The 25,362-nt window shown below is 62.8% G+C and carries 20 protein-coding genes; 6 read left to right on the top strand and 14 right to left on the bottom strand.

The window, feature by feature from the left end:
- Positions 1–125: 125 nt before the first annotated feature.
- From ACXZ1M_RS20040 to ACXZ1M_RS20030, 3 genes are all read left to right on the top strand, one after another.
- On the top strand, positions 126–1,763 hold the full coding sequence (locus tag ACXZ1M_RS20040) for an NAD(P)/FAD-dependent oxidoreductase (RefSeq protein WP_459049394.1): 1,638 nt from the start codon (positions 126–128) through the stop codon (positions 1,761–1,763).
- Positions 1,764–2,040: 277 nt separating this feature from the next.
- A complete protein-coding gene (locus ACXZ1M_RS20035) occupies positions 2,041–3,051 on the top strand; it encodes an IS110 family RNA-guided transposase (RefSeq protein WP_459049393.1) in 1,011 nt (336 codons plus the stop codon).
- 305 nt (positions 3,052–3,356) lie between these two features.
- A complete protein-coding gene (locus ACXZ1M_RS20030) occupies positions 3,357–6,062 on the top strand; it encodes a TonB-dependent receptor (RefSeq protein WP_459049392.1) in 2,706 nt (901 codons plus the stop codon).
- 79 nt (positions 6,063–6,141) lie between these two features.
- Here the strand turns inward: ACXZ1M_RS20030 and corA are convergent, their stop codons facing one another.
- Complete coding sequence (gene corA, locus ACXZ1M_RS20025; protein WP_459049391.1) at positions 6,142–7,110, bottom strand: magnesium/cobalt transporter CorA; 969 nt, start codon at positions 7,108–7,110, stop codon at positions 6,142–6,144.
- A gap of 69 nt (positions 7,111–7,179) precedes the next feature.
- Positions 7,180–7,965 carry an SDR family NAD(P)-dependent oxidoreductase gene (locus tag ACXZ1M_RS20020; protein ID WP_459049390.1) on the bottom strand — a complete coding sequence of 262 codons (786 nt, stop codon included), beginning with the start codon at positions 7,963–7,965 and terminating at the stop codon, positions 7,180–7,182.
- A gap of 89 nt (positions 7,966–8,054) precedes the next feature.
- Between ACXZ1M_RS20020 and ACXZ1M_RS20015 the strand changes: the two genes are divergently transcribed.
- Entirely contained in the window at positions 8,055–8,996 is a 942-nt protein-coding gene (locus ACXZ1M_RS20015) for a GlxA family transcriptional regulator (protein ID WP_459049389.1), read from the top strand.
- Here ACXZ1M_RS20015 and ntrC read toward each other — a convergent pair.
- The 4 genes from ntrC to glnA all read right to left on the bottom strand — a co-directional run bounded on the left by ntrC (position 8,993) and on the right by glnA (position 13,708).
- Entirely contained in the window at positions 8,993–10,504 is a 1,512-nt protein-coding gene (ntrC, locus tag ACXZ1M_RS20010) for a nitrogen regulation protein NR(I) (protein ID WP_459049388.1), read from the bottom strand. The two genes, ACXZ1M_RS20015 and ntrC, sit on opposite strands and share 4 nt — an antisense overlap.
- 64 nt (positions 10,505–10,568) lie before the next feature.
- On the bottom strand, positions 10,569–11,681 hold the full coding sequence (glnL, locus tag ACXZ1M_RS20005; RefSeq protein ID WP_459049387.1) for a nitrogen regulation protein NR(II): 1,113 nt from the start codon (positions 11,679–11,681) through the stop codon (positions 10,569–10,571).
- Complete coding sequence (locus tag ACXZ1M_RS20000) at positions 11,678–12,163, bottom strand: DUF4124 domain-containing protein (RefSeq protein ID WP_459049386.1); 486 nt, start codon at positions 12,161–12,163, stop codon at positions 11,678–11,680. Before ACXZ1M_RS20000 ends, glnL begins: the two co-directional genes overlap by 4 nt.
- 129 nt (positions 12,164–12,292) lie before the next feature.
- Entirely contained in the window at positions 12,293–13,708 is a 1,416-nt protein-coding gene (gene glnA / locus ACXZ1M_RS19995; RefSeq protein ID WP_459049385.1) for a type I glutamate--ammonia ligase, read from the bottom strand.
- A 250-nt stretch (positions 13,709–13,958) separates the two neighbouring features.
- On the opposite strand from glnA, the gene ACXZ1M_RS19990 reads away from it, so the two are divergent.
- Positions 13,959–14,417: a rhodanese-like domain-containing protein gene (locus ACXZ1M_RS19990; RefSeq protein WP_459049384.1), complete on the top strand. Its 459-nt coding sequence runs from the start codon at positions 13,959–13,961 to the stop codon at positions 14,415–14,417.
- A gap of 95 nt (positions 14,418–14,512) precedes the next feature.
- Here ACXZ1M_RS19990 and ACXZ1M_RS19985 read toward each other — a convergent pair whose 3' ends face one another.
- The 7 genes from ACXZ1M_RS19985 to ACXZ1M_RS19955 all read right to left on the bottom strand — a co-directional run bounded on the left by ACXZ1M_RS19985 (position 14,513) and on the right by ACXZ1M_RS19955 (position 24,022).
- The gene (locus ACXZ1M_RS19985) at positions 14,513–15,886 is read right to left on the bottom strand and encodes a TAXI family TRAP transporter solute-binding subunit (protein ID WP_459049383.1); all 1,374 of its coding nucleotides are present in this window, start codon (positions 15,884–15,886) and stop codon (positions 14,513–14,515) included.
- Between the two features lie 69 nt (positions 15,887–15,955).
- Complete coding sequence (locus ACXZ1M_RS19980) at positions 15,956–19,078, bottom strand: transglycosylase domain-containing protein (RefSeq protein WP_459054051.1); 3,123 nt, start codon at positions 19,076–19,078, stop codon at positions 15,956–15,958.
- A gap of 352 nt (positions 19,079–19,430) precedes the next feature.
- Entirely contained in the window at positions 19,431–20,216 is a 786-nt protein-coding gene (locus tag ACXZ1M_RS19975) for a competence/damage-inducible protein A (protein ID WP_459049382.1), read from the bottom strand.
- 2 nt (positions 20,217–20,218) lie between these two features.
- On the bottom strand, positions 20,219–21,031 hold the full coding sequence (locus ACXZ1M_RS19970) for an EI24 domain-containing protein (protein WP_459049381.1): 813 nt from the start codon (positions 21,029–21,031) through the stop codon (positions 20,219–20,221).
- Positions 21,031–22,029 carry a sterol desaturase family protein gene (locus ACXZ1M_RS19965; protein ID WP_459049380.1) on the bottom strand — a complete coding sequence of 333 codons (999 nt, stop codon included), beginning with the start codon at positions 22,027–22,029 and terminating at the stop codon, positions 21,031–21,033. The genes ACXZ1M_RS19970 and ACXZ1M_RS19965 overlap by 1 nt, the downstream gene beginning before the upstream one ends.
- Positions 22,026–22,820, bottom strand: a complete 795-nt coding sequence (locus ACXZ1M_RS19960; protein ID WP_459054050.1) for a polysaccharide deacetylase family protein — start codon at positions 22,818–22,820, stop codon at positions 22,026–22,028. Before ACXZ1M_RS19960 ends, ACXZ1M_RS19965 begins: the two co-directional genes overlap by 4 nt.
- Before the next feature lie 239 nt (positions 22,821–23,059).
- Positions 23,060–24,022, bottom strand: a complete 963-nt coding sequence (locus tag ACXZ1M_RS19955) for a YVTN family beta-propeller repeat protein (RefSeq protein WP_459049379.1) — start codon at positions 24,020–24,022, stop codon at positions 23,060–23,062.
- Positions 24,023–24,154: 132 nt separating this feature from the next.
- On the opposite strand from ACXZ1M_RS19955, the gene ACXZ1M_RS19950 reads away from it, so the two are divergent.
- Positions 24,155–24,511 carry an FKBP-type peptidyl-prolyl cis-trans isomerase gene (locus ACXZ1M_RS19950; protein WP_373990836.1) on the top strand — a complete coding sequence of 119 codons (357 nt, stop codon included), beginning with the start codon at positions 24,155–24,157 and terminating at the stop codon, positions 24,509–24,511.
- A gap of 18 nt (positions 24,512–24,529) precedes the next feature.
- On the opposite strand, the gene ACXZ1M_RS19945 is transcribed toward ACXZ1M_RS19950, so the two are convergent.
- Positions 24,530–25,300, bottom strand: coding sequence for a hypothetical protein (locus tag ACXZ1M_RS19945; protein WP_459049378.1), 771 nt, complete (start codon positions 25,298–25,300; stop codon positions 24,530–24,532).
- Positions 25,301–25,362: the final 62 nt, after the last annotated feature.

Below are 25,362 nucleotides of genomic sequence, written 5' to 3'. Positions count from 1 at the left end.
GGCGGGCCTTTTCCGGGCATCTGCCGCTAACAGCAGGTAAAATAGCGCCTGCGGCCGCTGCCCGAGGGGGATGGCCGCACCACTCTCCGCTAGCTACGGAGCCCTGTCACCTGTTGGAACCCATCATGTTGAGACTAAACGAACTCAAGCTCCCGCTGGACCATGCGGAAGCCGACCTGCCGGCCGCCATCATCGCGCGCCTAGGCATCGCCGCTGACGAACTGCTCGGCTTTACCATCTACAAGCGCAGCTACGACGCGCGCAAGAAATCCGCCATCGTCCTGATCTACGCGCTCGATATCGAGCTCAAGGACGAAGCCGCCGCGCTGCAGCGCCACCACAACGATATGCACATCGTGCCGTCGCCGGACACCGCCTATCAATTCGTGGCCGACGGCGCCGCGCTGGCGGCGCAGCCGGACTTCCAGCGGCCGGTGGTGATCGGCATCGGCCCGTGCGGCCTGCTGGCGGCGCTGATCCTGGCGCAAATGGGCCTGCGGCCGATCATCGTCGAACGCGGCAAGATCGTGCGCGAACGCACGGTCGACACCTTCGGCTTCTGGCGCCAGCGCAAGCTCAATCCGGAATCGAACGTGCAGTTCGGCGAAGGCGGCGCCGGCACCTTCTCGGACGGCAAGCTGTACAGCCAGATCAAGGACCCGAAACACTACGGCCGCAAGGTGCTGACCGAGTTCGTCAAGGCCGGCGCGCCCGAGGAAATCATCTACGTCAGCAAACCGCACATCGGCACCTTCCGCTTGGTGAAGATGGTGGAAGCGATGCGCGAGAACATCGAAGCGCTGGGCGGGGAATACCGCTTCAGCAGCAAGGTCACCGACATCGACGTCGAGGAAACGGCGGACGGCCGCCAGATGCGCGGCATCATGCTGGAAAGCGGCGAAAAGATCGTCACCGACCACGTGATCCTGGCCATCGGCCACAGCGCGCGCGACACCTTCGAGATGCTGTACGAACGCGGCGTCTATATTGAAGCCAAGCCGTTCTCGATCGGCTTCCGGGTGGAGCACCCGCAATCGCTGATCGACGCCTGCCGCTTCGGCCCCAACGCCGGCCACCCCATCCTCGGTGCGGCCGACTACAAGTTGGTGCACCACGCCAGCAACGGCCGCGCGGTGTACAGCTTCTGCATGTGCCCGGGCGGCACGGTGGTGGCGGCGGCGTCCGAGCCGGGCCGCGTGGTCACCAACGGCATGAGCCAATACTCGCGCAACGAGCGCAACGCCAACAGCGCCATCGTGGTCAGCATCTCGCCGGAGGAAGACTATCCGGGCCACCCGCTGGCGGGCATGGCGTTCCAGCGCGAGCTCGAAGAAAAAGCCTTCCACCTGGGCGGCGGCAGCTACAACGCGCCTGGCCAGCTGATGGGCGACTTCGTGGCCGGCCGCGCCTCGACCGACTTCGGCGCGGTGGTGCCGTCGTACAAGCCGGGCATCACGCTGACCGACCTGGCGCAGATCCTGCCGGAGTTCGCGGTGACGGCGCTGCGTGAAGCCTTCCCGGCTTTCGACAAGCAGATCAAGGGCTACTTCAAGCACGACGCCGTGCTGACCGGGCTGGAGACGCGCACCTCGTCGCCGATCCGCATCAAGCGCCGCGACGACACGCTGCAAAGCCTCAACACCAAAGGCCTGTTCCCGGCCGGCGAAGGCGCCGGCTACGCGGGCGGCATCCTCTCGGCCGGCGTTGACGGCATCAAGGTGGCCGAAGCGGTCGCCCTCTCCATGGCCGCCAAGCGCGCCTAAAAATTCGGGGTCAGTTCCGACATTCGGACACGAGCCCAGCCGTAGCAGTCGCTACGGCTGGGCTCGTGTCCGAATGTCGGAACTCGTATATTGAACTTACCGCCTCGCCCTCGGATAATGTGGAAGGTGAAGCGGTCAAGCAGGGTGATGCCGATCGGAATTTGGGTAGTTGAACCCGTGGGTCAGATAGGCGCCCCTGCTTGTTTCATTTTATAAGTCCGAACGGTATCTTGGGCCATCGCCTCGCGCGTAAGCCCGCATACGAGAGAGGTCAAAAATGAACGAGTCAAATGGGGTGGTGGGAATCGACGTTAGCAAAAAGAAGCTTGACGTCGCGTTGCTAGTGGACGGCAAGATCAAAGCCAAAGTGGTTGAAAACACCGCTGCTGGCCATCAAGCACTTTTGGAGTGGCTGGGCAAGTCCAAAGTGCCCAAGAACGCCTTGCACGTGTGCATGGAAGCTACCGGTGTGTATTTTGAGGCTGTCGCGACCTCACTTCATGATGCCGGGATGACGGTCAGCGTAGTCAACCCGGGGTGCATCAAAGGCTTTGGTCGGAGTGAAAGCCTGCGCAATAAGACGGACAAGGCCGACGCGGCATTGATTGCACGTTACTGCGCGGCCATGGCGCCAACGGCTTGGGCGCCGCCACCGTTGGAGCAGCGGCAACTGCGGGCATGGTCGCAGCGGATCCAGGCATTGAAGGATATGCGCCAGCAGGAGCAAAACCGGCTGGAAAGCTATGTGATCAGCGGCATGATCGAAGTGGCCGCGCATGCGCGCTCGCTTATTGCATGGTTTGACGCTGAGATAAAACAACTTGAGGATGACGTGGATGACCACATCGACCGTCATCCGGGCCTCAAGCACGACGCTGAACTGATCACCAGCATTCCTGGTATCGGCACCACGACAGCGGCGCGTTTGTTGGGGCAGCTGGGTGATATTCGGCGCTTTGGCAGCGCCAAACGATTAGCAGCCTTTCTGGGCGTAACGCCGAGACAGCGCAGCTCCGGCACTTCAATAAAAGGCCGTACGATAATGAGCCGGAGTGGTAACACGGCGATACGTGCGGCGCTCTACATGCCTGGCCTGGTGGCAAGCCGCCATAATCCATTGCTCAACAAATTTGCGCAGCGCTTGGCCACAACTGGCATGGCAAAAAAGGCTGTGATCGGCGCCGTCATGCACAAACTTGCACATCTGATTTACGGGGTCATCAAAACGGGCAAGCCCTTTGACGCCAATTACTCAGCGAAAGGGCTTGCTATTCAAGACGGTATCTGACCCCGAATGTAGACCTCGATTGTATCGTTATTTATCTGCGTAAACCTGGCTTCAGGTTTGCATCACTCCTAGCATACCGCAGCCATAATCAGCCAAAAACTTTGTATTCTTGTGTAAAAAACGCGTATTTTTCGGTAAAAACCGAAGGAAGTGTTGTTTATTTCAATGTTGTTACAGAGCGCTAATTGACCGTGCGCGGCGCGCGGTGGTTTCATGACCTGCACTGAATAAATTCATTTATAGAATATTCATAGTGTAATTTTCAATAATAAAGAGTCAAGAAACACCCCCGAAGGAGTTCGTTAATGATGATGGAAACTGTTTTGTCGCGCTCGCTGCGCGTGATGTTCGCGGGCAGCGCCGCACTGATGCTGGCACAACCAGCATTCGCCCAGGATGCGCCTATCCAGCGCGTTGAAATTACCGGTTCGGCAATCAAGCGTATCGACGCTGAGACCGCCGTCCCTGTGACCGTAGTGAAAATGGCCGACCTGAAGAAGGAAGGCATCACCACCGTTGAGCAAGTTCTGGCCAATCTGAGCGTCTCGCAATCGTCGCAAGGCACCAGCCAGGTGGTCGGTTCCGGCACCGGCGGCGCGTCGTTCGCCGACCTGCGCGGCATCGGCGCCAACAAGACCCTGATCCTGCTGAACGGCCGTCGCCTGGCGAACAACGCCCTCGACAGCTCGGCACCCGACCTGAACATGATCCCGTTCGCCGCGCTCGAGCGCGTGGAAGTGTTGCGCGATGGCGCCTCGTCCCTGTACGGCTCCGACGCCGTCGGCGGTGTGATCAACTTCATCACCAAAAAAGACTACCAGGGCGGCACCGTCACCGTGGGCGCCGACAGCCCGCAGCACGACGGCGGCTTCTCCAAGAACGCCAACTTCGGCTTCGGCTACGGCGATCTGGACAAGGATGGCTTCAACATCTTCGCCATGTTCGACCACCAGTCGCAACAGCGCATCGGCGGCATGCAGCGTGATTTCAACACCCGCTATCCAGGCGGCCTGTCGGGCTCGACCAGCCCAGCCAACTACTACCAGGAAGTTAGCGCCAACCCGTCCGGCCCTGGCTGCACCACCGGCACCAACCTGATTCCGGCGGGCGACGGCTCCTGCCTGATGACCACCTCCAGCTTCGTCGACTACATCCCTAAGAGCAAGCGCAACACCGGCCTGATCAAGGGTACCTTCAAGCTGAACGAGAACCACGAACTCGGCGTGGAATACCTGTCGACCGAAAGCAAGATCCAGAGCGGCATCGCGCCGGTGCCATACGGCGGCCTGTACATCAACCGTCAGCGTCCTGACGGCTCGCTCAATCCTTACTTCCCGGGCAACGGCAGCATCCCTGCCTCGGTGACGCTGGATCCGAACTACACCGACATCGGCGGCGACAACACCGCCGGCGTCAAGCCAGGCTTCGTGCACGCCAAATGGCGCGACCTGCCGAACGGTTCGCGTGCCGACGAAAACATCAACCGCCAGGAACGCCTGGTGGTCGAGCTGAAAGGCACCATGGCAGGCTGGGACTACCAGACCGCCCTGACCTACAACAAGAACAAGCTGAAGGAAAACCTGTACGGCTACAGCGATGGTGACCTGATCACCAAAGGCGTGCTGGACGGCGTGATCAACGTCTTCGGCGCCCAGGATGCCGCCGGCACCGCGCTGCTGAACTCGGCAGCTCTGGACGGCAACATCATGAACGCGACCGGCAAAACCCGTGGCGCGGACTTCAAGATGAGCCGCGAAATCGGCGACTGGCTGAACACCGGCCACCAGGCCGCCCTGGCCGTCGGCGCGCAATACGAACAGCAAGAGTTCTACAGCGCCGCCAACACCGAGTACGCCGCCAAGGTGATCGCCTCGACCGGTATCGATCCGAACACCCTGAACGTCGGCAAGCGCAACGTGTCGGCCTTCTTCTCGGAACTGAACCTGCCGCTGCTGAAGAACCTGGACGTCACCGCCGCCGTGCGTTACGACAAGTACAGCGACTTCGGCCACACCGCCAATCCGAAGTTCGGCTTCACCTACCGTCCAGCGACCGCGGTGCTGCTGCGCGGTTCGTACTCGAAGGGCTTCCGCGCGCCTTCGCTGTATGAGCTGAACATGTCGGAAGCGTACACCAACTCCGGCAACACCCTGAACGATCCGATCAACTGCCCAGGCGGCACGCCGATCCCGGGCAAGTCGGCCGCGGCCAACTGCAAGCAGCAGTTCCAGGTGCTGAACGGCGGTAACGTCAACCTGCAACCTGAACGTTCGAAAAACGGCAGCCTCGGCGTCGTGCTGGAACCGGTCAACAACCTGACCGTGACGGCCGACTGGTGGTCGATCCGTCTGACCCAGCAGATCAGCACGCTGCAGGACTTCGACATCCTGACCGATCCGAAAACGTTCGCGTCGTACTACCACCGCAATCCGTCCGGCGATCTGGCCACCGATGGTTCGCAGTGCCCTAACCCGATCACCTGCGGTTACATCGATACCCGTTACCAGAATCTGGGCGACCTGAACACCAACGGCGTCGACCTGTCGGCAACCTACCGTCTGCGCACCAAGGACTACGGCAACTTCACCATCGCCGACAACGCGACCTGGGTGCACAAGTACGAGTACCAGAACTTCATCGGCGACTCGATGCACCAGAACGTTGGCGCATTCTCGGGCAACCAGGTGATCTTCCGCTGGCAGAACACGCTGAACCTGGGCTGGAGCAAAGGCAAGTACGCCGCCGGTCTGACCGGTCACTACAAGTCGGGCTACCAGGATCAGGAAGTTGAAGATCATCCAGGCCACCGCGTAGCGTCCTACACCACCTGGGACACCTACGCAGCATGGGAAGCGATCAAGGGCCTGACCCTGACCGCCGGCGTGCGCAACCTGTTCGACCGCGTACCACCGCTGTCGTACCAGAGCGCCGTGTTCCAGGCTGGCTACGATCCACGCTACACCGATCCAACCGGCCGCACCGCCTACGTGCGCGCAACCTACAACTTCTAATCAGAAGTTGAGGTAAAAAAAATCCCCGACTGCCCTGAGCGCGATCTTGAGCGCGTTCAGGCTGTCGGGGATTTTTTTCTTATAACCATCCAGATCTTTTAAAGCGCCGGTATAGATACAGGCACACGCCAACCATGATGGCCACCGCCATCGGATAGCCATACTTCCATTCCAGCTCCGGCATGTATTTGAAATTCATGCCCCATAGCCCGGCAAACGCGGTCACGATCGCGAAGATCGCCGCCCACGCCGCCAGCCGCTTGTTCACTTCACTCTCCTCGATCGCCGTCATCGACAGGTTGACCTGGATCGCCGTGGCGATGGTGTCGCGAATGCCATCCAGCGAACCGCTGATGCGGTGCAAGTGATCGTGCACATCGCGGAAGTATTCCTGCGTGTCCAGGCAGATCGACGGCACGCGGCCGCCGTGCAGCCGCCCCACCGCTTCCATCAGCGGCGCCACCGCGTGGCGCACCAGCGTCACCTTGCTCTTCAGCTCATACAGACGCTGGATATTGTCGCGCTGCCGGCCCTGCGTAAAGATCAGATCCTCGATTTTTTCCAGCTCGCTCTCCAGCATGTCGAGCACCGGGAAGTAGCGGTCCACCACAGCATCCATCAAGGCATACAGCACGAAGGCCGGGCCGAGGCGCAGCATGTGCGGCTCGCGCTCGGCGCGCGCACGCACGCCGAGGAAGCCCTGCTGGCTGTCGCCGTCGCGCGAAGACAGCACATAGTTCTGGCCGACGAAAATATCGACCTCGCCCAGCGCCACCTCGCCGTCGCGGCATTCGATGGTCTTCACCACCACGAACAGCGAGTCGCCGTACTCCTCGATCTTGGGCCGTTGATGGCCGCGACTGGCGTCTTCCACCGCCAGCTCGTGCAGGCCGAATTCATGCTGCATCGCCGCCAGCTCATCCGGCTCGGCGGCGCGCAAGGCTACCCACACAAAGGTCTCCGGCTTCTCGATGTAGTCGCTGATATCCTCGACCGGGATGTCGGCCAGCTTGTTCCCGTCCTGATAGGCCACACAATTAATCAGCATACGATTTCCATAAAAAAAAGCTCCTGGCTTGTCAGCCAAGAGCTTACCTCAAACTACCACCGAGCAAGATTACGTTTCTGGCAGATAGCGTGCGGCCGGCTTGGTATTGGACAGCTTGCCCGCCATGGCGTGGCGCGCTTCCTCCATACGGTTGAAGTCCTCCAGATCCGGCAACGGCGGCACGGTCACCAGCTCGCGCTGGTCGAAGCCGACCAGGGCGGCGTCGACCAGGTCTTCCGGCGTCATCACCCAGTCGGTCGGCAGGTTGGAGACGGCGTGGCCGGCGCGGTCCCAGAACGGCGTGGCGGTCGCACCCGGCAGCACGGCCTGCACCTGGATACCCTTGCCGCCCAGCTCGTGATGCAGCGACTGCGTCAGCGCCAGCACGAAAGCCTTGCTGCCGCCGTAAGTGCCGTTCAGCAGTTCCGGCTTGAGCGCCACGATCGACGACACGTTGATGATGGCGCCCTCGCCGCGCGCCACCAGGCCCGGCGCCACGGCGCGGGTCAGGCGGGTCAGTGCGGTGACGTTGACATCGATCAGCGCGTCCAGTTCTTCCGGCGTGGAATCGACCAGCGGCTTGACCGCGCCGAGGCCGGCGTTATTCACCAGCATGCTGATGCTGGCGTCGCTGGCCAGGCGCTGCTCGACGCGGCGCAGATCGGCCTTCACGGCCAGATCGGCGGCGATGGTGTCGACCTTGCGGCCGGTGTCGGCCTCCAATCGGGCCGCCAGTGCGGACAGTTTGGCGGCGTCGCGCCCGGTCAGGATCAGGTCGTAGCCACGGCGCGCCAGGCGGTCTGCGTAGATGGCGCCTATGCCCGAGGATGCGCCGGTAATCAATGCGGTTTTCATCTTGCTGCTTCCTTTCGTTGAATTGACAGCACCAGTGTATCGGCGCAAACTGAGGCCCGTGTGACGTAGAAACCTCATTTCAGGCCATCATGAAAAAATCCATAGCTTTGATGCTGTTCCCCGATTTTCAGATCATCGACATGGCGGTGGTGGCCGTATTCGAGACGGCCAACGCCATGCCGGGCGGGCCTTACTATGAAATGACCATGCTGTCCGAAGCGGGCGGCCCGGTGCGCAGTTCCTCCGGCGTGTCGGTGATGACCGAGCGCTTCGCTGCGCCGGGCTTCGATACCATCATGGTGGCTGGCAGCAGCGAGGCAACGCCCCCGATGCCGCCGTTCACCGCCTTCCTGCGCGAAGCGAGCCAGGCGTCGCGCCGCACCGCCAGCATCTGCACCGGCGCCTTCCAGCTGGCGCAGGCCGGACTGCTTGACGGCCGCCGCGTCACCACGCATTGGGCCATGGCGCGCGAGCTGCAGCGGCTGTATCCGAAAACGAAAGTGGAAGAAGACCGCATCTTTATCGAAGACGAGCGGATCTGGAGTTCGGCCGGCATGACGGCCTGCATCGACCTGTCGCTGGCCCTGGTGGAAGCCGACTACGGCGTGGAACTGGCGCGCGCGGTGGCGCGCAAGATGGTGGTGTACCACCGGCGCACCGGCGGGCAGTCGCAGTTTTCCGCACTGCTGGAGCTGGAGCCGAAGTCGGACCGCATCCAGACCGCCCTCACCTACGCCAAACGTAACTTGCGCAAGGCCTTGTCGGTGGACGAGCTGGCGGACGCGGCCACGCTGAGCCGGCGCCAGTTCACGCGTGCGTTCAGATTGGAGACCGGGCAATCGCCGGCCAAGGCGGTGGAAACCTTGCGCGTGGAAGCGGCGCGCACCATGATTGAAGAAGGCAACCACGCCATCGACGTGGTTGCCCGGGAGGTGGGATTCGACGATCCCGAACGCATGCGCCGCGCCTTCATCCGCGCCTACGGCATGCCGCCGCAAGCGATCAAGCGCGCCGCACGGGCCGGAACTTAGTCGTCCTTGGCGCCGTCGATGCCGAGCTCGGCGATCTTGCGGGTGATGGTGTTGCGGCCGATACCCAGGCGCACCGCCGCATCGTTCTTGCGGCCGTGCGTGTGCTTGAGCGCGGTGCGGATCAGCGCCGACTCGAACTGCCGGCCCAGCACCGCCATCACTTCCTGCTGACCGCCACTCAGCATGCTGGCGGCCTGCGCCTCCAGCAAGGTCAACCATGCATCCGGCGAACCGGCGCCTGCCCCGACATCGGCCACAGGCGTCACCATGCCGTGGTGCACAGGCGCGCTATAACTCTCCGGCGCCGCGCCAGGCGCAGCCGCAGCCACCGGCGGCGCCGAACTCGCACCACCTTTTTCCTGCGACAGCTCCAGCGGCAGATCCTTGATCTCCACGGTCTGCCCCGGCGCCATCACGGTGATCCAGTTGCACAGGTTTTCCAGCTGGCGCACATTGCCCGGCAACTCCAGGCCGCACAGGAACTGCAGCGCCGCGTCGCTCATGCGCTTGGCTTCCACGCCTAGCTGCTTGGCGCTTTGCACCAGGAAGTGGCGCACCAAAAGGGGGATATCCTCGCGCCGCTCCCTCAAACTGGGCAGGCGCAGGCGAATCACGTTCAGACGGTGATACAAGTCTTCGCGGAACAAACCCTCGCGCACGCGCTGCTCCAGATTTTGGTGCGTGGCGGTGATCACGCGTACGTTGGCCTTCAGCGGCTGATGACCGCCGACGCGATAGAAGTGCCCGTCCGACAGCACGCGCAACAAACGCGTCTGCAAATCGAACGGCATGTCGCCGATCTCGTCGAGGAACAGCGTGCCGTTCTCGGCCTGCTCGAAGCGGCCGCGCCGCGTGGTCTGCGCGCCGGTGAAGGCGCCGCGCTCGTGACCGAACAGTTCCGACTCCAGCAAGTCCTTCGGAATCGCCGCCGTATTCAAAGCGATGAAAGGCTGCGATGCGCGCGGGCTGTGCTTGTGCAGCGCGCGCGCCACCAGCTCCTTGCCCGAGCCCGATTCGCCGGTGATCAGCACCGTCACATTCGACTGCGACAGGCGGCCGATGGCGCGGAACACTTCCTGCATCGCCGGTGCCTGGCCGAGGATTTCCGGCGTTTCGGTCGGTCCCGATTCGACGCTGGTTTCGCGCAGGCTCTCGTCGAGCGCGCGCCGGATCAGCTCGACAGCCTTGTCGATGTCGAACGGCTTGGCGAGGTATTCAAAGGCGCCGCCCTGGAACGCCGCCACGGCGGAGTCCAGGTCGGAGAAGGCGGTGATGATGATGACCGGCAGGCCGGGCAGGCGCGACTTCACCAGCTGCAGCAGGTCCAGGCCGGAATCGCCCGGCATGCGGATATCGGACACCAGCACTTGCGGCGTCTCGAACTCCAGTGCGGCGATGGCGTCGCGCGCGTTGGCAAAACTCTTCGTGGCCAGGTTTTCCCTGGCGAGTGCTTTTTCCAGTACCCAGCGGATCGATTCGTCGTCGTCTACTATCCAGATTGGCTTCATGTGTTGTGTGTATTCCGCGATGGATCGTCAATCAAGGGACTCGGTCCGCACTACTCACCACGGCTTATGGCAACGGCAGCAGAATACGGAAATCCGTAAATCCAGGCCGGCTCTCGCACTCGATCACGCCCATGTGCTGTTGCACGAAGGTCTGTGCCAGGGTCAATCCCAGGCCACTGCCTCCCTCCCTGCCTGATACCAATGGGTAGAAGATGCGGTCGCGGATCTGCGGTGCGATACCCGGTCCATTGTCAATGATATGCAAGTCTAATGCCAGCCCGTAGCGGACCTTGGCCAACGTGACCTGACGCGCCACGCGCGTCTTCAAAACGATCTGCGCGCCGCCCGCTTCGATCTGCGCCGCCAGCGCTTGCGCGGCGTTGTGCGCGATGTTGAGCACGGTCTGGATCAGCTGTTCCTTGTCGCCCCGGAACTCGGGAATCGAGGCGTCGTAATCGCGCAGGATGGTCAGGCCGGACGGGAACTCGGCCAGCATCAGGCTGCGCACGCGCTCCAGCACTTCGTGGATGTTGACGTCGCCCACGATGTGCGGACGGCGGTGCGGCGCCAGCAGGCGGTCCACCAGCGTTTGCAGGCGGTCCGCTTCCTTGATGATGACCTGCGTGTATTCGCGCAGCTGCACCGCGTGCAGCGCCGGCAGCTCCATCTCCAGCAGCTGCGCGGCGCCACGAATGCCGCCCAGCGGGTTCTTGATCTCGTGCGCCAGGTTGCGGATCAGCTCCTTGTTGACCTGGCTCTGGTCGAGGATGCGCTCCTCGCGGTCCAGCTTGAGGTGCTGCTGGTTTTCGCGCAGCTCGATCAGCACGCCGCCGGCCGGCTCGTCCACGGCCGAGACGATGCTGTGCACATGCAGCGGCTCGCGGCCGGCGCGTTCCAGCGTCAGGTCCTGGCGCAGGTCGGAGAACTTGTGTTCGCGCGCCTGGTCGCAGATATTGTCCAGCTCATCGGCATTGAGGAACTGCGCGCTCAGCGTCTGGCGCGACAGCGCCTTGAGCGAGCTTTCCAGCAGGTTCTCGGCGGCGGCGTTGGCGTAGGCGATGCGCCCCTCGCCATCGAGCAGCACCACGGCGGAGGCCAGCAACTCCAGCCCGGCCAATGACGGCGGGCGGTTGATGGCGGCGGCCGCACGGGCCGCGATATTACTGACTAGGCTCATCGGATATTCGCGATCTCACGTTTCAAGGCATCGACATTCTTTTCCGAGCGGCTGATGCTGTCGCGCATCGAGGCCACCCGTTCCTGGTATTTCGCGTAATTGCGTTCGTCGCCGCGCCGTTCCGGTTCGCCGCCGTTGAATTCGCGGCGCAGCTCGGCGAGCTTCAGCGTTTCGTTTTTCAGTTCATCTTCAAGGATGCCGCGCCGGTCGGCGTCGCGCGCGCGCTGTTCGGCGCTGTCGACGCGCGGGAACTCGCCTGGCGTGGACGTCGGCGCTGCAGGCTGGGCATTGCGCGGCGACGGTGCCACGCGGCGTGGCGGCGCCGGCACCGTCACGCCGGGCAGGTCCATCAGCTTGCAGTAGCTGCCGCGATTGATGTCGGTGAACTCCACGCTGCCGCCGGGCGGCTGGCACTTGTAGATTTGTCCATGCGCGGCGGCGGAGACGAACAGCGCCAGCAACGCACTCAATTTAAAACTCATGGTCATTCATTATCCGTGGGTGGAAACATTCCATGCCGAATATACTCCATCCAAAGAAAAACGCGGGGAAAGCATGCTCGCCCCGCGTTTTTAGCTACATCAACGCGCCGGACTGGCCGGCGCCGTAGATTACAGCGAGTAGTACATGTCGAACTCGGCAGGGTGAGTCGTCATGCGCATGCGCTGAACGTCCTGCATTTTCAGTTCGATGTAGGCATCGATCATGGAGTCGCTGAACACGCCGCCACGGGTCAGGAACTCGCGGTCTTTGTTCAGGGCGTCCAGGGCTTCTTCCAGCGATGCGCACACGGTTGGGATCAGTGCATCTTCTTCCGGCGGCAGGTGGTACAGATCTTTCGATGCTGCTTCGCCTGGATGGATCTTGTTCTGGATACCGTCCAGACCAGCCATCAGCAGAGCCGAGAAGCACAGGTAGACGTTGGCCAGTGGATCCGGGAAGCGGGTTTCGATACGGCGGCCTTTTGGATTGGCCACGTGTGGAATACGGATCGAAGCCGAACGGTTTTTAGCCGAGTACGCCAGTTTCACTGGCGCTTCGAAGCCTGGAACCAGACGCTTGTACGAGTTGGTGCCTGGGTTGGTGATCGCGTTCAGTGCCTTGGCGTGCTTGATGATACCGCCGATGTAGTACAGCGCGGTGTCGGACAGGCCGGCATAGCCGTCGCCGGCGAACAGGTTGACGCCGTCTTTCCAGATCGACTGGTGCACGTGCATGCCCGAACCGTTGTCGCCAACGATAGGTTTTGGCATGAAGGTGGCGGTCTTGCCGTAGCTGTGGGCCACGTTCCAGACCACGTATTTCAGGTTCTGGGTCCAGTCGGCGCGCTCGACCAGGGTCGAGAACTTGGTACCGATTTCGTTCTGGCCGGCGCCGGCCACTTCGTGGTGGTGCACTTCAACCGGGATGCCCAGCGATTCCAGGATCAGGCACATTTCCGAACGCATGTCCTGGAAGCTGTCCACTGGTGGCACTGGGAAGTAGCCGCCTTTGACGGTAGGACGATGGCCGCTGTTGCCGCCTTCGATTTCCTTGTCGGTCGACCACGAAGCTTCGTCCGAATCGATCTTGACGAAGCAACCGGACATGTCGATCTTCCAGCGCACGCTGTCGAAGATGAAGAATTCTGGCTCAGGACCGAAGTAGGCGGTGTCGCCCAGGCCCGACGATTTCAGGTAGGCTTCAGCGCGCTTGGCGATGGAGCGTGGGTCACGGTCGTAACCTTTACCGTCCGCAGGCTCGATCACGTCGCACTGCATGAACAGGGTGGTTTCTTCCATGAACGGGTCGATGTTCGCGGTGTTTGGATCAGGCAGCAGGATCATGTCCGATGCTTCAATACCTTTCCAGCCGGCGATCGAGGAACCGTCGAAAGCGTGACCCGATTCGAACTTGTCGATGTCGAAGTGCGACACTGGCACGGTAACGTGCTGTTCTTTACCACGGGTATCAGCGAAACGGAAATCAACGAATTTAACTTCGTTTTCCTGGACCATTTTCAGAACTTCTGCGGCTGTCATTGCCATGCGTCTCTCCTAAAGGAATATGTGGAACTCGTGAGGCCTTACTAAGCAGTATCCATGCCAGCCCAAAATACGACTTTCTATATGTCAGCAACGTCTATGATAGCGCACCTATTTGGTGCATTCATCTCAATTTGCACCTTGTGGGTGCATTTTGAATTTTTTTCTGAAAAGCGCATGGTTTTGGTGCATTGCAGTCGCGGACTTACACGGACGCCATATAATAAACTCAAACTTATTTCGGGAACACCCTATGAGCAAAATAGATGAGATTCTGGCCGTGGCGCGCGGCCGCCGCAAGGACTGGGCCTATGAGGGGGCGGTGACGCCGGCCGAAGCGTATGAGTTGCTGAGCCTGGAGAACGCGGTCAAGCTGGTGGACGTGCGCACCAATGCCGAGCGCGACTGGGTGGGCCGGGTGGCCATCCCCGAAGCCCAACATGGTGCGGTGCAATGGAACATCTATCCGGGCGGCGTGGCCAACCACGAATTTATCGAACAGTTGAACTCGGTGGCGCGCAAGGACCAGGTGATCCTCTTCCTGTGCCGCTCGGGCGTGCGCTCGCGTGGTGCAGCGACCCTGGCGAGCGAGCACGGCTACCAGCACTGCTTCGACATCCTCGAAGGTTTCGAAGGCGAGCGCGACGACCACGGCCACCGCAAGAACATCAACGGCTGGTGCAAGGCCGGCCTGCCCTGGATCGGCGCCTAAAAGATTCGGGGTCAGTTCCGACATTCGGACACGAGCCCAGCCGTAGCGGCCGCTACGGTTGGGCTCGTGTCCGAATGTCGGAACTGACCCCGAATTTAGATCGGCACGGCGTCGGTGAGCGCAGGCGTGCCCTCGCCCATCAGGAACTGGATACGCTTGCGCACGAACTGGATGTGGCTGCGCAGGCCGTACAGGCCGTCCGCAAACGATAACGGGATCGATACCTGGTTGACCAGGTCTTCGATCTCGTTGAGGCGCTTGAGCTGGGCTTCATAGACCTGCGTGCGCGCCTCCTCCGGCGCTTCCTGCGCTTCCTCCACCTTTTGTTCCACCGCCCGCAGCTGCCCGTACCAGCGGTACACGCGCGAGCGGATGCGCCACACGTACAGCGGCGGGATCACCTTCGACAGCGGCAGGATCAGCGCGCCCAGCGCCACCACCACCACCCACATGCGGTCGAAGAAGTTGGCCAGCCAGAAGGTCATGTAGCGCTGCAGGAACGGCGGGCCGCTCTTGTAGAACTTGGCCGCTTCCGTATCCACCGGAATTTCGCTGTACTTGGCCGACGGGAATTGCCCCTGCTGCTGGAACCAGCCGGCGCCGCTGTGGATGCCCGACGCTGCTTGCACGAACAGGTCCACCAGCGCCGGATGCAGGTCTTCACGCGCCACCAGCGTGGCGGTCGGCGCGATCAGGTTGTAGTCCTCGGCCGGCAGGTTGCGGCCCAGGTCGACGATGCCCTGCGGCAGCGTGACGTGCGTGAGGAAAGGCAGCTTGCGCGCGTAGGCTTCGGCTTGGCTGAAGTTGAACAGCTTGATGCCCGGCGTTTGCAGCAGCATCTGGATCAGCGGCGCCTCCGGCGCCGAGGTGAACACCAGGCCGTCGATGCGCCCTTCCAGCAATTCCACCGTGGCCGGCGTGTTCGCCAGCGAAAACCGCTCGACTTCGCCTTTTTCGACACCGTTCAGTTCCAGCACCTGGCGGAACAGGCGCGGCGAGCCGGCGCCCTTGGGACCGTAGTTGATCTTCTTGCCGCGCAACTGGGTCAGTGTGGTGATGGGCGGCTTGCCCTTTTCTTCCCGTAGGAACAGCCACAGCGGCTCAACGAACAGGCTGCCCAGCGACGACAGGCCTTCGCGCTCGGCCGCTTCTTCATTGGTGGAGCCGCTTTGGACGAAGGCGATGTCGACCTTGCCTTCTTTTAAGTTACGCAGGTTTTCGCTGGAACCGGCCGAGGGCACCATCGTCACCTTGACGCCGTGCTTGGCCAGTGCGGCGGCGTATTTCTTGCCGAATTCCTCGTAGGCCGAGTTTTCCTGGCCGCTGCCCAGCCGCACCGTGCGCGGCGGGGCGGGGTCCACCACCCAGTAAGCCAGCAGGCAAACGCCGACGATGGCCAGCACCGTGGGCGCTGAGGCAACGATCAGATCCCGCACGGAAAATTGCGTGAACTTGAGTATCTTGGACATGTGGTGGCGCATAGGTTTCATGGGCTCACACATTGCCAACAATTAAGCAACTATGCAAGGGAAACGCGTTTATCCTCCACACGCCTGCAGCGCCGGCTTCGCCGCTTCCGGCGCCACGCCGCCGGTTTTCACGATCACCGGCGGCGTCGCGCCGGGTTTCGGCGCGGCGTTGGGTTCGATCAGCGGCATCAAGCTAGGCGCCAGCACCACCAGCAGCTGCACCGGCAAGGCACTGGTAAAGTCGTAGTGCTTCGACTCCGGCCCATGCACATACGCCGTCATCGAGCCAAAGAAGCGTTCGCCGATATTGAACACAAACGTCGCCGACCGGTTCACATAACGCGATTCGATCAAGCGCCCGCCGCCGCCATACACGTCGAAGCGCTGGTCACCCGTACCGGTCTTGCCGCCCACCGGAATGATCGAACCATCGGCCGCCACGAAGGCTGCCTTGACCCGCTTGGCCGTACCATCCGACACCACGCCACGGATCGCATCGGCCACCACCCGTGCCACTTCCGGCGACAACACCTGCTCGTTGGTGGTCGGCGGCGCCTTGGTCACCAGGGTTTCATACGGCGTACCCTTGGCGAAGTGCAGCGAAGTCACACGCTGCGAACTCTTGCGCACGCCGCCATTCACCACGATCCCCATCATCTCCGCCAGCGCCGCCGGACGGTCGGCCGACGCGCCCAGCGTGGTCGCATACGACGGCACCAGCGATTCGAACGGATAGCCCATCTTCTTCCACTGCTTGTGGATTTCCATGAAGCCTTCCATCTCCAGCAGGCCGGCGATACGCTTGTCCTGCGCGTGCTTGCGGTGCGTCTTGAACAGCCATTGGTACACTTCCTGCCGCTCCTTCTCGCTGGCCGCCGTCATTTCCGACAGCGTCGCCTTCGGATGCAGGCGCTGGTAGGCCGCCATCCACAATTCCAACGGGTGCACGCTGGCCAGGTAGCCGCGGTCGGCCAGCGACCAGTTGCCGATGGCATACTGCTCGTACAGCTTGGCCGCGCGCTCGTCCGATACTTCGTTCTGCGATGGCAGGTTGTCCTTCAGGAAGACCGAGAACTGCTCCAGCGTCGCCAGCGGATAGATGGTGCGGTGGATCACCGCCAGCCGCACCGGCGTGCTGCGGATATTGGCCAGCAGGATCTTGTCCAGCTCGTTCGCCGGCTTGCCCTTGTACTTGGCGTAGAAGCGGCCCAGGAATTCCTTGCCTTCCTTGTCCGCGAAGCGCGCCAGGTAGCCGGCGCGGCGCGGGTCGTCGGCGTCGGCCAGCAGCGAGGCGGACGAGCCCGGCGTCTGGAACATGTAGAACTTGGCGACGTCGCGCATCAAGCGCACGAACACCAGGTTGGTCGAATGGCGCAGCGCTTCGGTCACGGTGAGGATCTTGCCGTTGTCTTCCTTGGAGAAGTTGCCGAAGTAATGCAGGCCGCCGCCGGTGAAGAAGCCTTCGCCCGGATTGCCCGAATACTTGCGCTCCATGGCCGCATTCAGCATCGGCGTCAGGCCGCGCTGGTCCATCGCCAACGGCTTGAGGTAGTCCAGCGCCCACTGCGACAGCTTGTCCTGCGGATCGACCTTGACCTGCCCCAGCGCCGCCGCGTCCATGCCGCTGTACTTCTTGTGCAGCTGGTCGACGATGTCCAGGTAGGTGATCAGGGTGCGCAGCTTGGCGGTCGAGCCCAGGTCCAGCTTGGCGCCTTCGTTGATGTCCAGCGGCTGGTCGAAGTTGTCGGTCTGCAGGCGCAGCAGGTTGTTCTGCTCGCCCTTCTCCAGCAAGGTGAAGCTGTACACCACATTGGCTGGGTCGCCATTGCCCAGCATGCCCTTGCCGGTCAGGCCGGCGGCTTGCGCCTTCTCAGGATCGCGCAAATCGCGCAGCACCTGCGTGACGGCGGTCTGCGCCTGCGCATCGAGCGTGCTGGTGACGCGCAGGTCGAGGCGGTCCAGGTTGTACATGCGGTTGTCGCCCAGCAGGTTGGCCAGGTGGTTGCGGATCGCGTTCGAGGCCTTGCGGCTGACGAAGGTCTGCGGCGGCGCCGATTGCAGGCCGTTGCCGGTGGCCGGATGCAGCACCTGCTTGAGCGCCATGTCGCGCATGGCCGGCGTGATGGCGCCGTCGTTGACCAGGATGCGCAGGTGGCTGTTGGCCAGCACTTCCAGGTCGGCCGAGCCGTCACCCAGGTAATAGCTGGGGCGGCGCTGCGCGATCATCAGGCTCAGCGCCTCCTTGTAGACCAGCGCGGTGTGCGCGTCTGGATTGTCGAGCTTGCCGGTCAGCAGGCGGTTGACCTCCTCGAACGGACGGCCGTACCACACCCACATGCCGTCGCCGATGCCGTTCACTTCGCCATAGCCGGGCTTGGCCGACAGCGGCACCGTGTTCAGGTATTCAAGCACGATGCGGCGCCGCGCCTTGGTGGTGTCCGGGCCGTCCTGGTAGGAACGCAGGCTGGCCGAGACCATCTGCTGCAGCTTGTCGGTCATCGAGCTGGTGCGCCCTTCCGGCGAGTGGCGGTACTTCTCGATCTGCGTGGCCAGCGTGCTGCCGCCGGCCGCGCGGTGGCCGCCGGCGACGGCGCTCACGCTTTTCTCCAGCACCGCCTTGGCCAGGCGGTCCCACTCCACGGCCGGATTGCGTTTCGGATAGGTGTTGTCGAGCAGCTCGCGGTTCTCGATGAACAGCAGGCTGTTAATCAGCGCCATCGGCGCCTGCTCGAACTTCGCGTAGATGCGTTCCGGGTAGCTGGCGGCGAACAGTTCCTGCGCGCGGCAGTCGACGATGGTCAGGCCGGTCTTGGTCTTTTCGCGGTAGGTGGCGAAGATGCCCATGTCGGCCAGCTCCGCCATCTTCGGCGAGATGCGCGCCTGCGCCGCGATCTGGTAGTCGCGCGCGCTCAGCTTGCCGATGTAGTCCGGCAGGCTGGCGTAGCCCAGGCGTTCATCGTAGGGGCTGTCGTGCGGGAAGCGGATCGCCTTGCTCGGCCCCTTCTCCATCTTGTACGTCATCTTGCTGGTCATGTCGGTGAAGATGCGCGCCTGCAGCGACGAGGTCAGCGATTCACGATAACCCCAGTACGCGGCAAACGATACACCGATCAGCAGCACCAGCAAAAAGGCGTTACGCGAACGCTTGCTTTTTTTCGGCGCACCGGACTCCGGCGGCAGCGGCGGGTCCATTTGCGCCTGCGCCAGATGGGCTTCGGTTTGTTCGGGAGTGGGGGGCGGCACCACCTTCAGGTGGCGCTTGCGGCGATAGCCAAATGCTGCCGCGCCTGCACGCAATTTGCGTACTGCGCGCGCAACAAGACGGGGCCGGCGGAAACGGCGATTGCTTAACATATGATTCAAACCGGTCATGTTTCAGTAGAACTTACAGACTGCACTTGCTAGCTTCCATTGCACCACATCGCAGCGCCGCTGACCGGAGCGTACGCACAATAATCGCTATGGGCCGTTTATTTTTCGCAAAAAAACAACGGCGCTCTACCGTTGGGAGGAACGCCGTTCAACTGCTTGATGACAGCGCGCACTAAATGTTGCTGAACTCTACATTGAGCTTGCGTAGCTCGTCGCACAATTGTTCGAAGGCGGCGGCGGTTTGCACCACCTCACCCTTCACGCCCAGCTCGATGTGGCGGCGCGTGTTGGCGTCGCCCACGCTGGGCAGGCTGAACACCTTCACGCGCGGGTACTGCTGTTCGATCACCACCATCAGCGGCGTCAGCGCCGACTCGGCGGCCTCGTACACCAGCACCGAGCGCTCCATGCGCGACTCGCGGTTGAACAGGTCGGCATAGTGGTTGTCCAGCACCCACTCCAGCATCGGCCAGGCCATCACCGGGAAGCCCGGCACGAAGTAATGCTTGTGCAGCGCGAAGCCGGCGATGTTGTTGTACGGGTTGGGGATCAGCGCCGCGCCTTCGGCGAACTCGGCCATCTTCAGGCGGTGCAGGTTCTCGGCCGAATCCAGATCGGCGGTCTGGCCGGCTTCCTGCGCCATCTGCACGATGCGCTGCTGGATGTTGATCTTGCCCTGCGCGTGCAGCACCAGCGGCTTGCCCAGCGCGTCGGCGGCGGCCTGGCGCGTGTGGTCGTCCGGCGTGGCGCCGATGCCGCCGCAGCAGAACACCACGTCGTCGCCGGCGAAGGTGCGCTTGAGGGTAGCGGTGATGCGCGCCGGATCGTCCGGCAGCACCTCGGCCCAGGTCAGCTGCAGTCCGCGCGCCGCCAGCATCTGCACGACCTTGGGGAAATGCTGGTCGACGCGCCGGCCGGACAGGATTTCGTCGCCAATAATGATAAGTCCGAATGCCATGCCTACTCCTTAATGATGACTTCCTGCGCGCGCAACTGCGCCAGCGCATCCATGCAATAGTACGCGAACCACAAACCGGTAAAGATAAATATCAAAATGTACAGCCAGATCGAGGCCGCCGCCAGGAAGGGGAACAGCACCACCGCCATCACGCCGCCCAGCCAGATCGCGCCCGGCAGCGCGCCGGCGGCGCCGGACACCACGCCGATCACCAGCAGGCGCCAGCGGTGCTGGCGCAGGATCTCGCGGCGCTCGTCGGCGCTGGCGTAATCGGCCAGCACGTCGTACACCATCACGCGGCAGGTCAGCCAGCCCCACAGCAGCGCCTGCACCAGCACCGCCAGCGGCGGGAACACGTACAGCGGCAGCGTGACGATCCACAGGCCGATGAAGATGGCCATGCCGCCCAGCGCCAGCCCGATGCTGCCAAGGATGGTGCCGCCCTTGCGCTGTTCCAGCTGCGGATAATGGCGCAGGCCGACGTGACGGCCGATCACCGGCATCGCCACCACGCCGATGAAAATCAGCGCGGTCAAAATCATCAGCGGCAGCAGCGCCAGCATGGCGATCAGCGGCGGCACCACCGACGTCAATGTGCCGAGGCCGACGCTGCGCAGCCAGCTGGTGCTGGTCGGGAAAAGATTGTGCTCGCTGAACAGCGCGTGCAGCTGGTCCACCAGCGGCTGCAGGTACAGGTACAGCAGCACGGCCCAGACGCCCAGCGCCAGCAGGAAAGGCGCGATGCTCATCAACAGCAGCTTGCCGTGCCATTGGGACAGGAAAGCGCGGCCCCACGCGCGCAGCACGCTGCTCATTACACCACCTCCTTGCGGGCATATTCGACCATGCGTTTCAGGCCCAGCCAGTGTTGTGACCAGAAGCCCTGGCCGTATTCGCGGCCGGGCCGCAGCACGCCGTTGGCGTCGGTGCTGGGCAACTGGTCGCGGATGCCGGTGGCGACAAACGCCGGCGTGAAGTTCGCGGTGCGGAACACGATGTCCCACACCGGCAGCAGCACGGCGAAATTGCAGCCGCCCAGCGTGCCTGCGCCCTGCCCGCCTTCATGGCCGACGCCGATGGCGTGGTGCATGCGGTGGTAGCGCGGCGACACCAGCAGGCGCTCGCCCAGCCAGCCGAAGTGGATGCGCACGTTGGCGTGCTGCAAGCTTTGCACGATGCGCGACACCGACACCAGCATCACATACTGCGCCGGTTCGACGCCGATGCCGAGCGCGATCACGCCCATGTAGACGTCGCGCAGCAGGTCGTCCAGCAGGTGGTTGCGGTTGTCGCTCCACAGGTTCATGTTCTGCTGGCTGTGGTGCAGGCCGTGTAGTCCCCACCACCAGTTGAATGTGTGCGAGGCGCGGTGATACCAGTAATCGAAGAAGTCCAGCACCACGAAGTAGACGAAGAAGCTGCCCAACGGGCTAATGCCAGGCCACAGCGCCTCCAGGTTGAAGGGCTGGAAGCCGTCGTAGCGCAGTGCGCCGGCCACGCTGTCCATCAGCGGGTCGAGCGTGAAGAACACCAGCACCGGGAACAGGCCGATACGGTGCAGCAAGGTGTAGAGGAAGTCGTTCCAGCGCGCACGCCGGTCGGACATGGCCTGCGCCGGAATCATCGATTCCAGCGGCCGCAGCACCAGGAACAGCAGCGCCAGCTCCAGCCCACCGATCAACAGCCACTCGGTGCCCTCGAACGCGTCTTCGATGAATTCGCCAAAGCCGAAGCGGAAGACCAGCGGTTGGACCACGGTTTCGAACAACCAGCCTTGGGCCAGGCCCAGCCAGTCGGAGAAGGTGTCTATCATTTTTTGAATCGAGCCAGGTAATCGGGATGCTCGCGCAGGGTGGCGAAGCACATGTCTTTTTTTTCCAGGCCGCTGATCAGCGGTTCCAGGTTGGCCGGCGCCCAAGGGTCCTTGCGCGACCAGATGCCCATGTGGATGAGCACGATATCTCCTCCGCGCAAATCGCGCAGGGATTTTTTCAACAGGACGTCGTTCGGGTAGGCGGAGCTGGACAGTTCATCGCCGGAGAAGCCGGCCGGCGACCAGCCCACGTGGGCGTAGCCGCAGGCCTGCCCCATCTCCAGCAGGCGCGGCGAGGTGCGCCCGGCCGGCGCGCGCCAGATCGGGTCGAGGTGTTTGCCGGTCAGTTCGACGAAGCGCTGGTCGACGCGGCGGATTTCTTCGCAATACTGCTGGGAGCTCAGGCTGACCTGCTTGCCGGCCTGCTCGCCGAAGCCGGGCTTGAGCACCACCTTGCCGTCGGCGCCGTCCTTGATGAACACGCCGTGGTCGAAGGTGTGCGAGCCGATGGCGTGGCCTTCGGCGACGCGGGCTTTCCAGTAGGCCGACCAGGATGGATCGAGCGAATAATCGCCACGCACGGTTTTCTCGTTGGCCAGGAAAAAGGTGGCTTTGATCTTGTGGCGGTTCAGCGTGTCGGCGATCAGTTCGGCCTGCGCCTGGCTGCCGGTGTCGAAAGTCAGGTAGATGGTGCCTTTGCAGCCGGCTGCGGGTTTGGCAACGGCAGCGCCGGCAGCAGGCCGCAGCGCGGCGCCAGCGGCGACCGGGGCGGCGACAGCAACGTTTGCAATCGGGGTGGCGGCAGGCGTTCCGGAGGCGGCAGCCGCGCCGGCGGCCTTGGCCTCGGCTGCGCGCCGCGCCGGGCCATTGCGTTCGCGCGCCTGAGCGTTGGCGGCGCGGGCTGCGGCGTTGAGGTCGCGCGCGCCCTCGTTGACCGACTTGGCCGGCTCCGCCGCAGGCGCGGCCGCATGGACGGGCACGGCCGGCGTCACCGCCAGCGCCAACAAGGTCAGTGCGGCGGCGGTCTTCATCAGCGCTGCGCTGAGTTAAAGAAGAACACACCGTGCGGCGAGCGCCCCACCGGTATCGTCTTGATGACCTTGCGGGATTTCAAATCAATCACCGCCACCTTCTTCACCCAACGCAGCGTCACCCACATGGTCTTGCCGTCATCCGACACCTCCATGCAATCCGGCCCACCCGGCACATTGATCTGGCCGACATTCTCCAATGTCGTCTGATCAATGATGTTGATCGAATTGGAAACACGATTCGACACATAGGTGTAGCGCCCATCGCCGGCCGAACGGAAGTTGTGCGCGCCCTGCCCGGTCTTGATGCGCTTGACGGTCTTCTGCGCGCGCCAGTCGATCACCTCGACATAATCGCTGCCCATGATGCCCACCAGCAGATGCTTGTCGTCCGGTGTCATCGCAATGCCGGCCGGCAGTTTGCCCACCGGGACGGTCCACTTCAGCGTCTGCGTGGCGAGGTCGATGGCGCTGACCTGGTCGCTGCCCTGCTGCGTGATGAAAGCCATATTGCTGGCCGCATTGAAGGCCATGTGGCTCGGCAGCTTGGGCAAGGCGATGCGCTTGGCCAGCGTCATGTTGGCGCCGTCGTACTTATACAGGTCCACGCGGTCCAGCCGCAGCGAGTTCGACACGAACCACTTCTGGTCCGGCGAAAAGCCGATCTGGTACGGGTCGGGAATATTCTTGATGGTGCGCTGGACCTGGCCCGATTTCGGGTCCAGGAAAATCAGCTCGTTGCCCACCGAGCTGGCGACGATCAACGACTTGTTGTCCGGCGTCGCCATCAGGTGGTGCGGCTCCTTTCCGACCGCGATGGTGACCAGGTCCTTGAAGGTCGCCTGGTCCAGCAACTGCACGCTGGCGTCGCGCGAATTGAGCACGACCACGACATTGGCTTGCGCGCTGCCGACAGCCAGCAAAACACAGGAAAGGACGACACGGCGGAAACTGCGGAACATGAAAAGGATCGCTATAGAGGCAAAACCTTATTTTACGTGCAAATGGGCAACAGACAAGGCAATCCGCCACAAAACTTCAAGGCTGCTGTGGCCCTGCTACAATTCCGGCCTGTTTCTAATGAAAGGAAGACCATGTCCACCATCACCACTCCATCGGGCCTGCAGTACATTGAACTGACCGAAGGCGAAGGCGCCGAAGCCAAAGCCGGTCAAAACGTCACCGTGCATTACACCGGTTGGCTGCGCAACGACGACGGCACCAAGGGTGCCAAGTTCGATTCGAGCAAAGACCGCAACGATCCATTCGAATTCGCCCTGGGCGCCGGCATGGTGATCCGTGGTTGGGACGAAGGCGTGCAAGGCATGAAGATCGGCGGCACCCGCCAGCTGATCATCCCGGCCGACCTGGGCTACGGCTCGCGCGGCGCCGGCGGCGTCATTCCACCGAACGCCACCCTGATCTTTGACGTTGAACTGCTGGGCGTTTAAACCATTTAATAGTTGACGCTAGCGCTGCCAGTTGCGGCGCAAAGCTTCAACTTCTGCTCGCGTGTCGAGCATGCCGCCGACGATGCGCTGGTCGATCGCTTCCAGCAGCGCCGTCGGCATCTCCGTTCCCTTGGCCGGCGTCGGCCGGGCCGTGTGCACCAGCACCGGTATGCGCCACTCCTCGTTGGCGCGGCACGCAATCCCCACCAACTCCTGCACCGCCCCCACCAGCGTAAAGCTGCGGCAGTAGCCGCCTTCGTTGGACAGGAAACTCAAGCCCACGCGCACCTCGCCATCGGACGGCGCGGCGCTGCCCAGTTGCTGGCTCAACGCCACCGCCAGCCGGCCCTGCGCCACCAGCAGCCCGTTGCGGCTGGCCACCTCGCTCGGCGGCGTGGACGACCCGGCCATCCACTCCGGCTGCCACTGCGACAAGCCGAACTTGCCGGCCGCCAGGCCCATCACCATCACCAGCGCCAGCGCGGTCCATTCCAGCCAGCCCCAATGGCGCCGGGTCGCCTTGCGCGCCGCCTGCTGCGTGGCCAGGCGCTGCGCCCGCACCGCCGCCAGCTGGACTACATTGGCGTTGGCGTTGGCGCCACGGCCGGCGCGCAGGTGCGATGGATGCTTGCGGTCGAGGTAGACATCCTCATCGCGCGCGGCGCGCAGGCGCGCCACCCGGCGCGCGATGCTGCTGTCCAGACGCATGGCCGCTTCCACCTCCAGGCGGGTTGCATCGTCCAGTTCGCCGTCGGCATACGCCATCAGGGTTTCGTCTGAAAAGCTCATGGTCCTGTCCTTTAACGCGTTCCATCATAAACCTTTTTTTGGCCGGATGCGGATTCGCTAAA

This window comes from Duganella paludis (assembly GCF_054461335.1).
The sequence above is the reverse complement of the archived record's forward strand: the minus strand, read 5'-3'. Positions and strand labels throughout refer to the sequence as shown.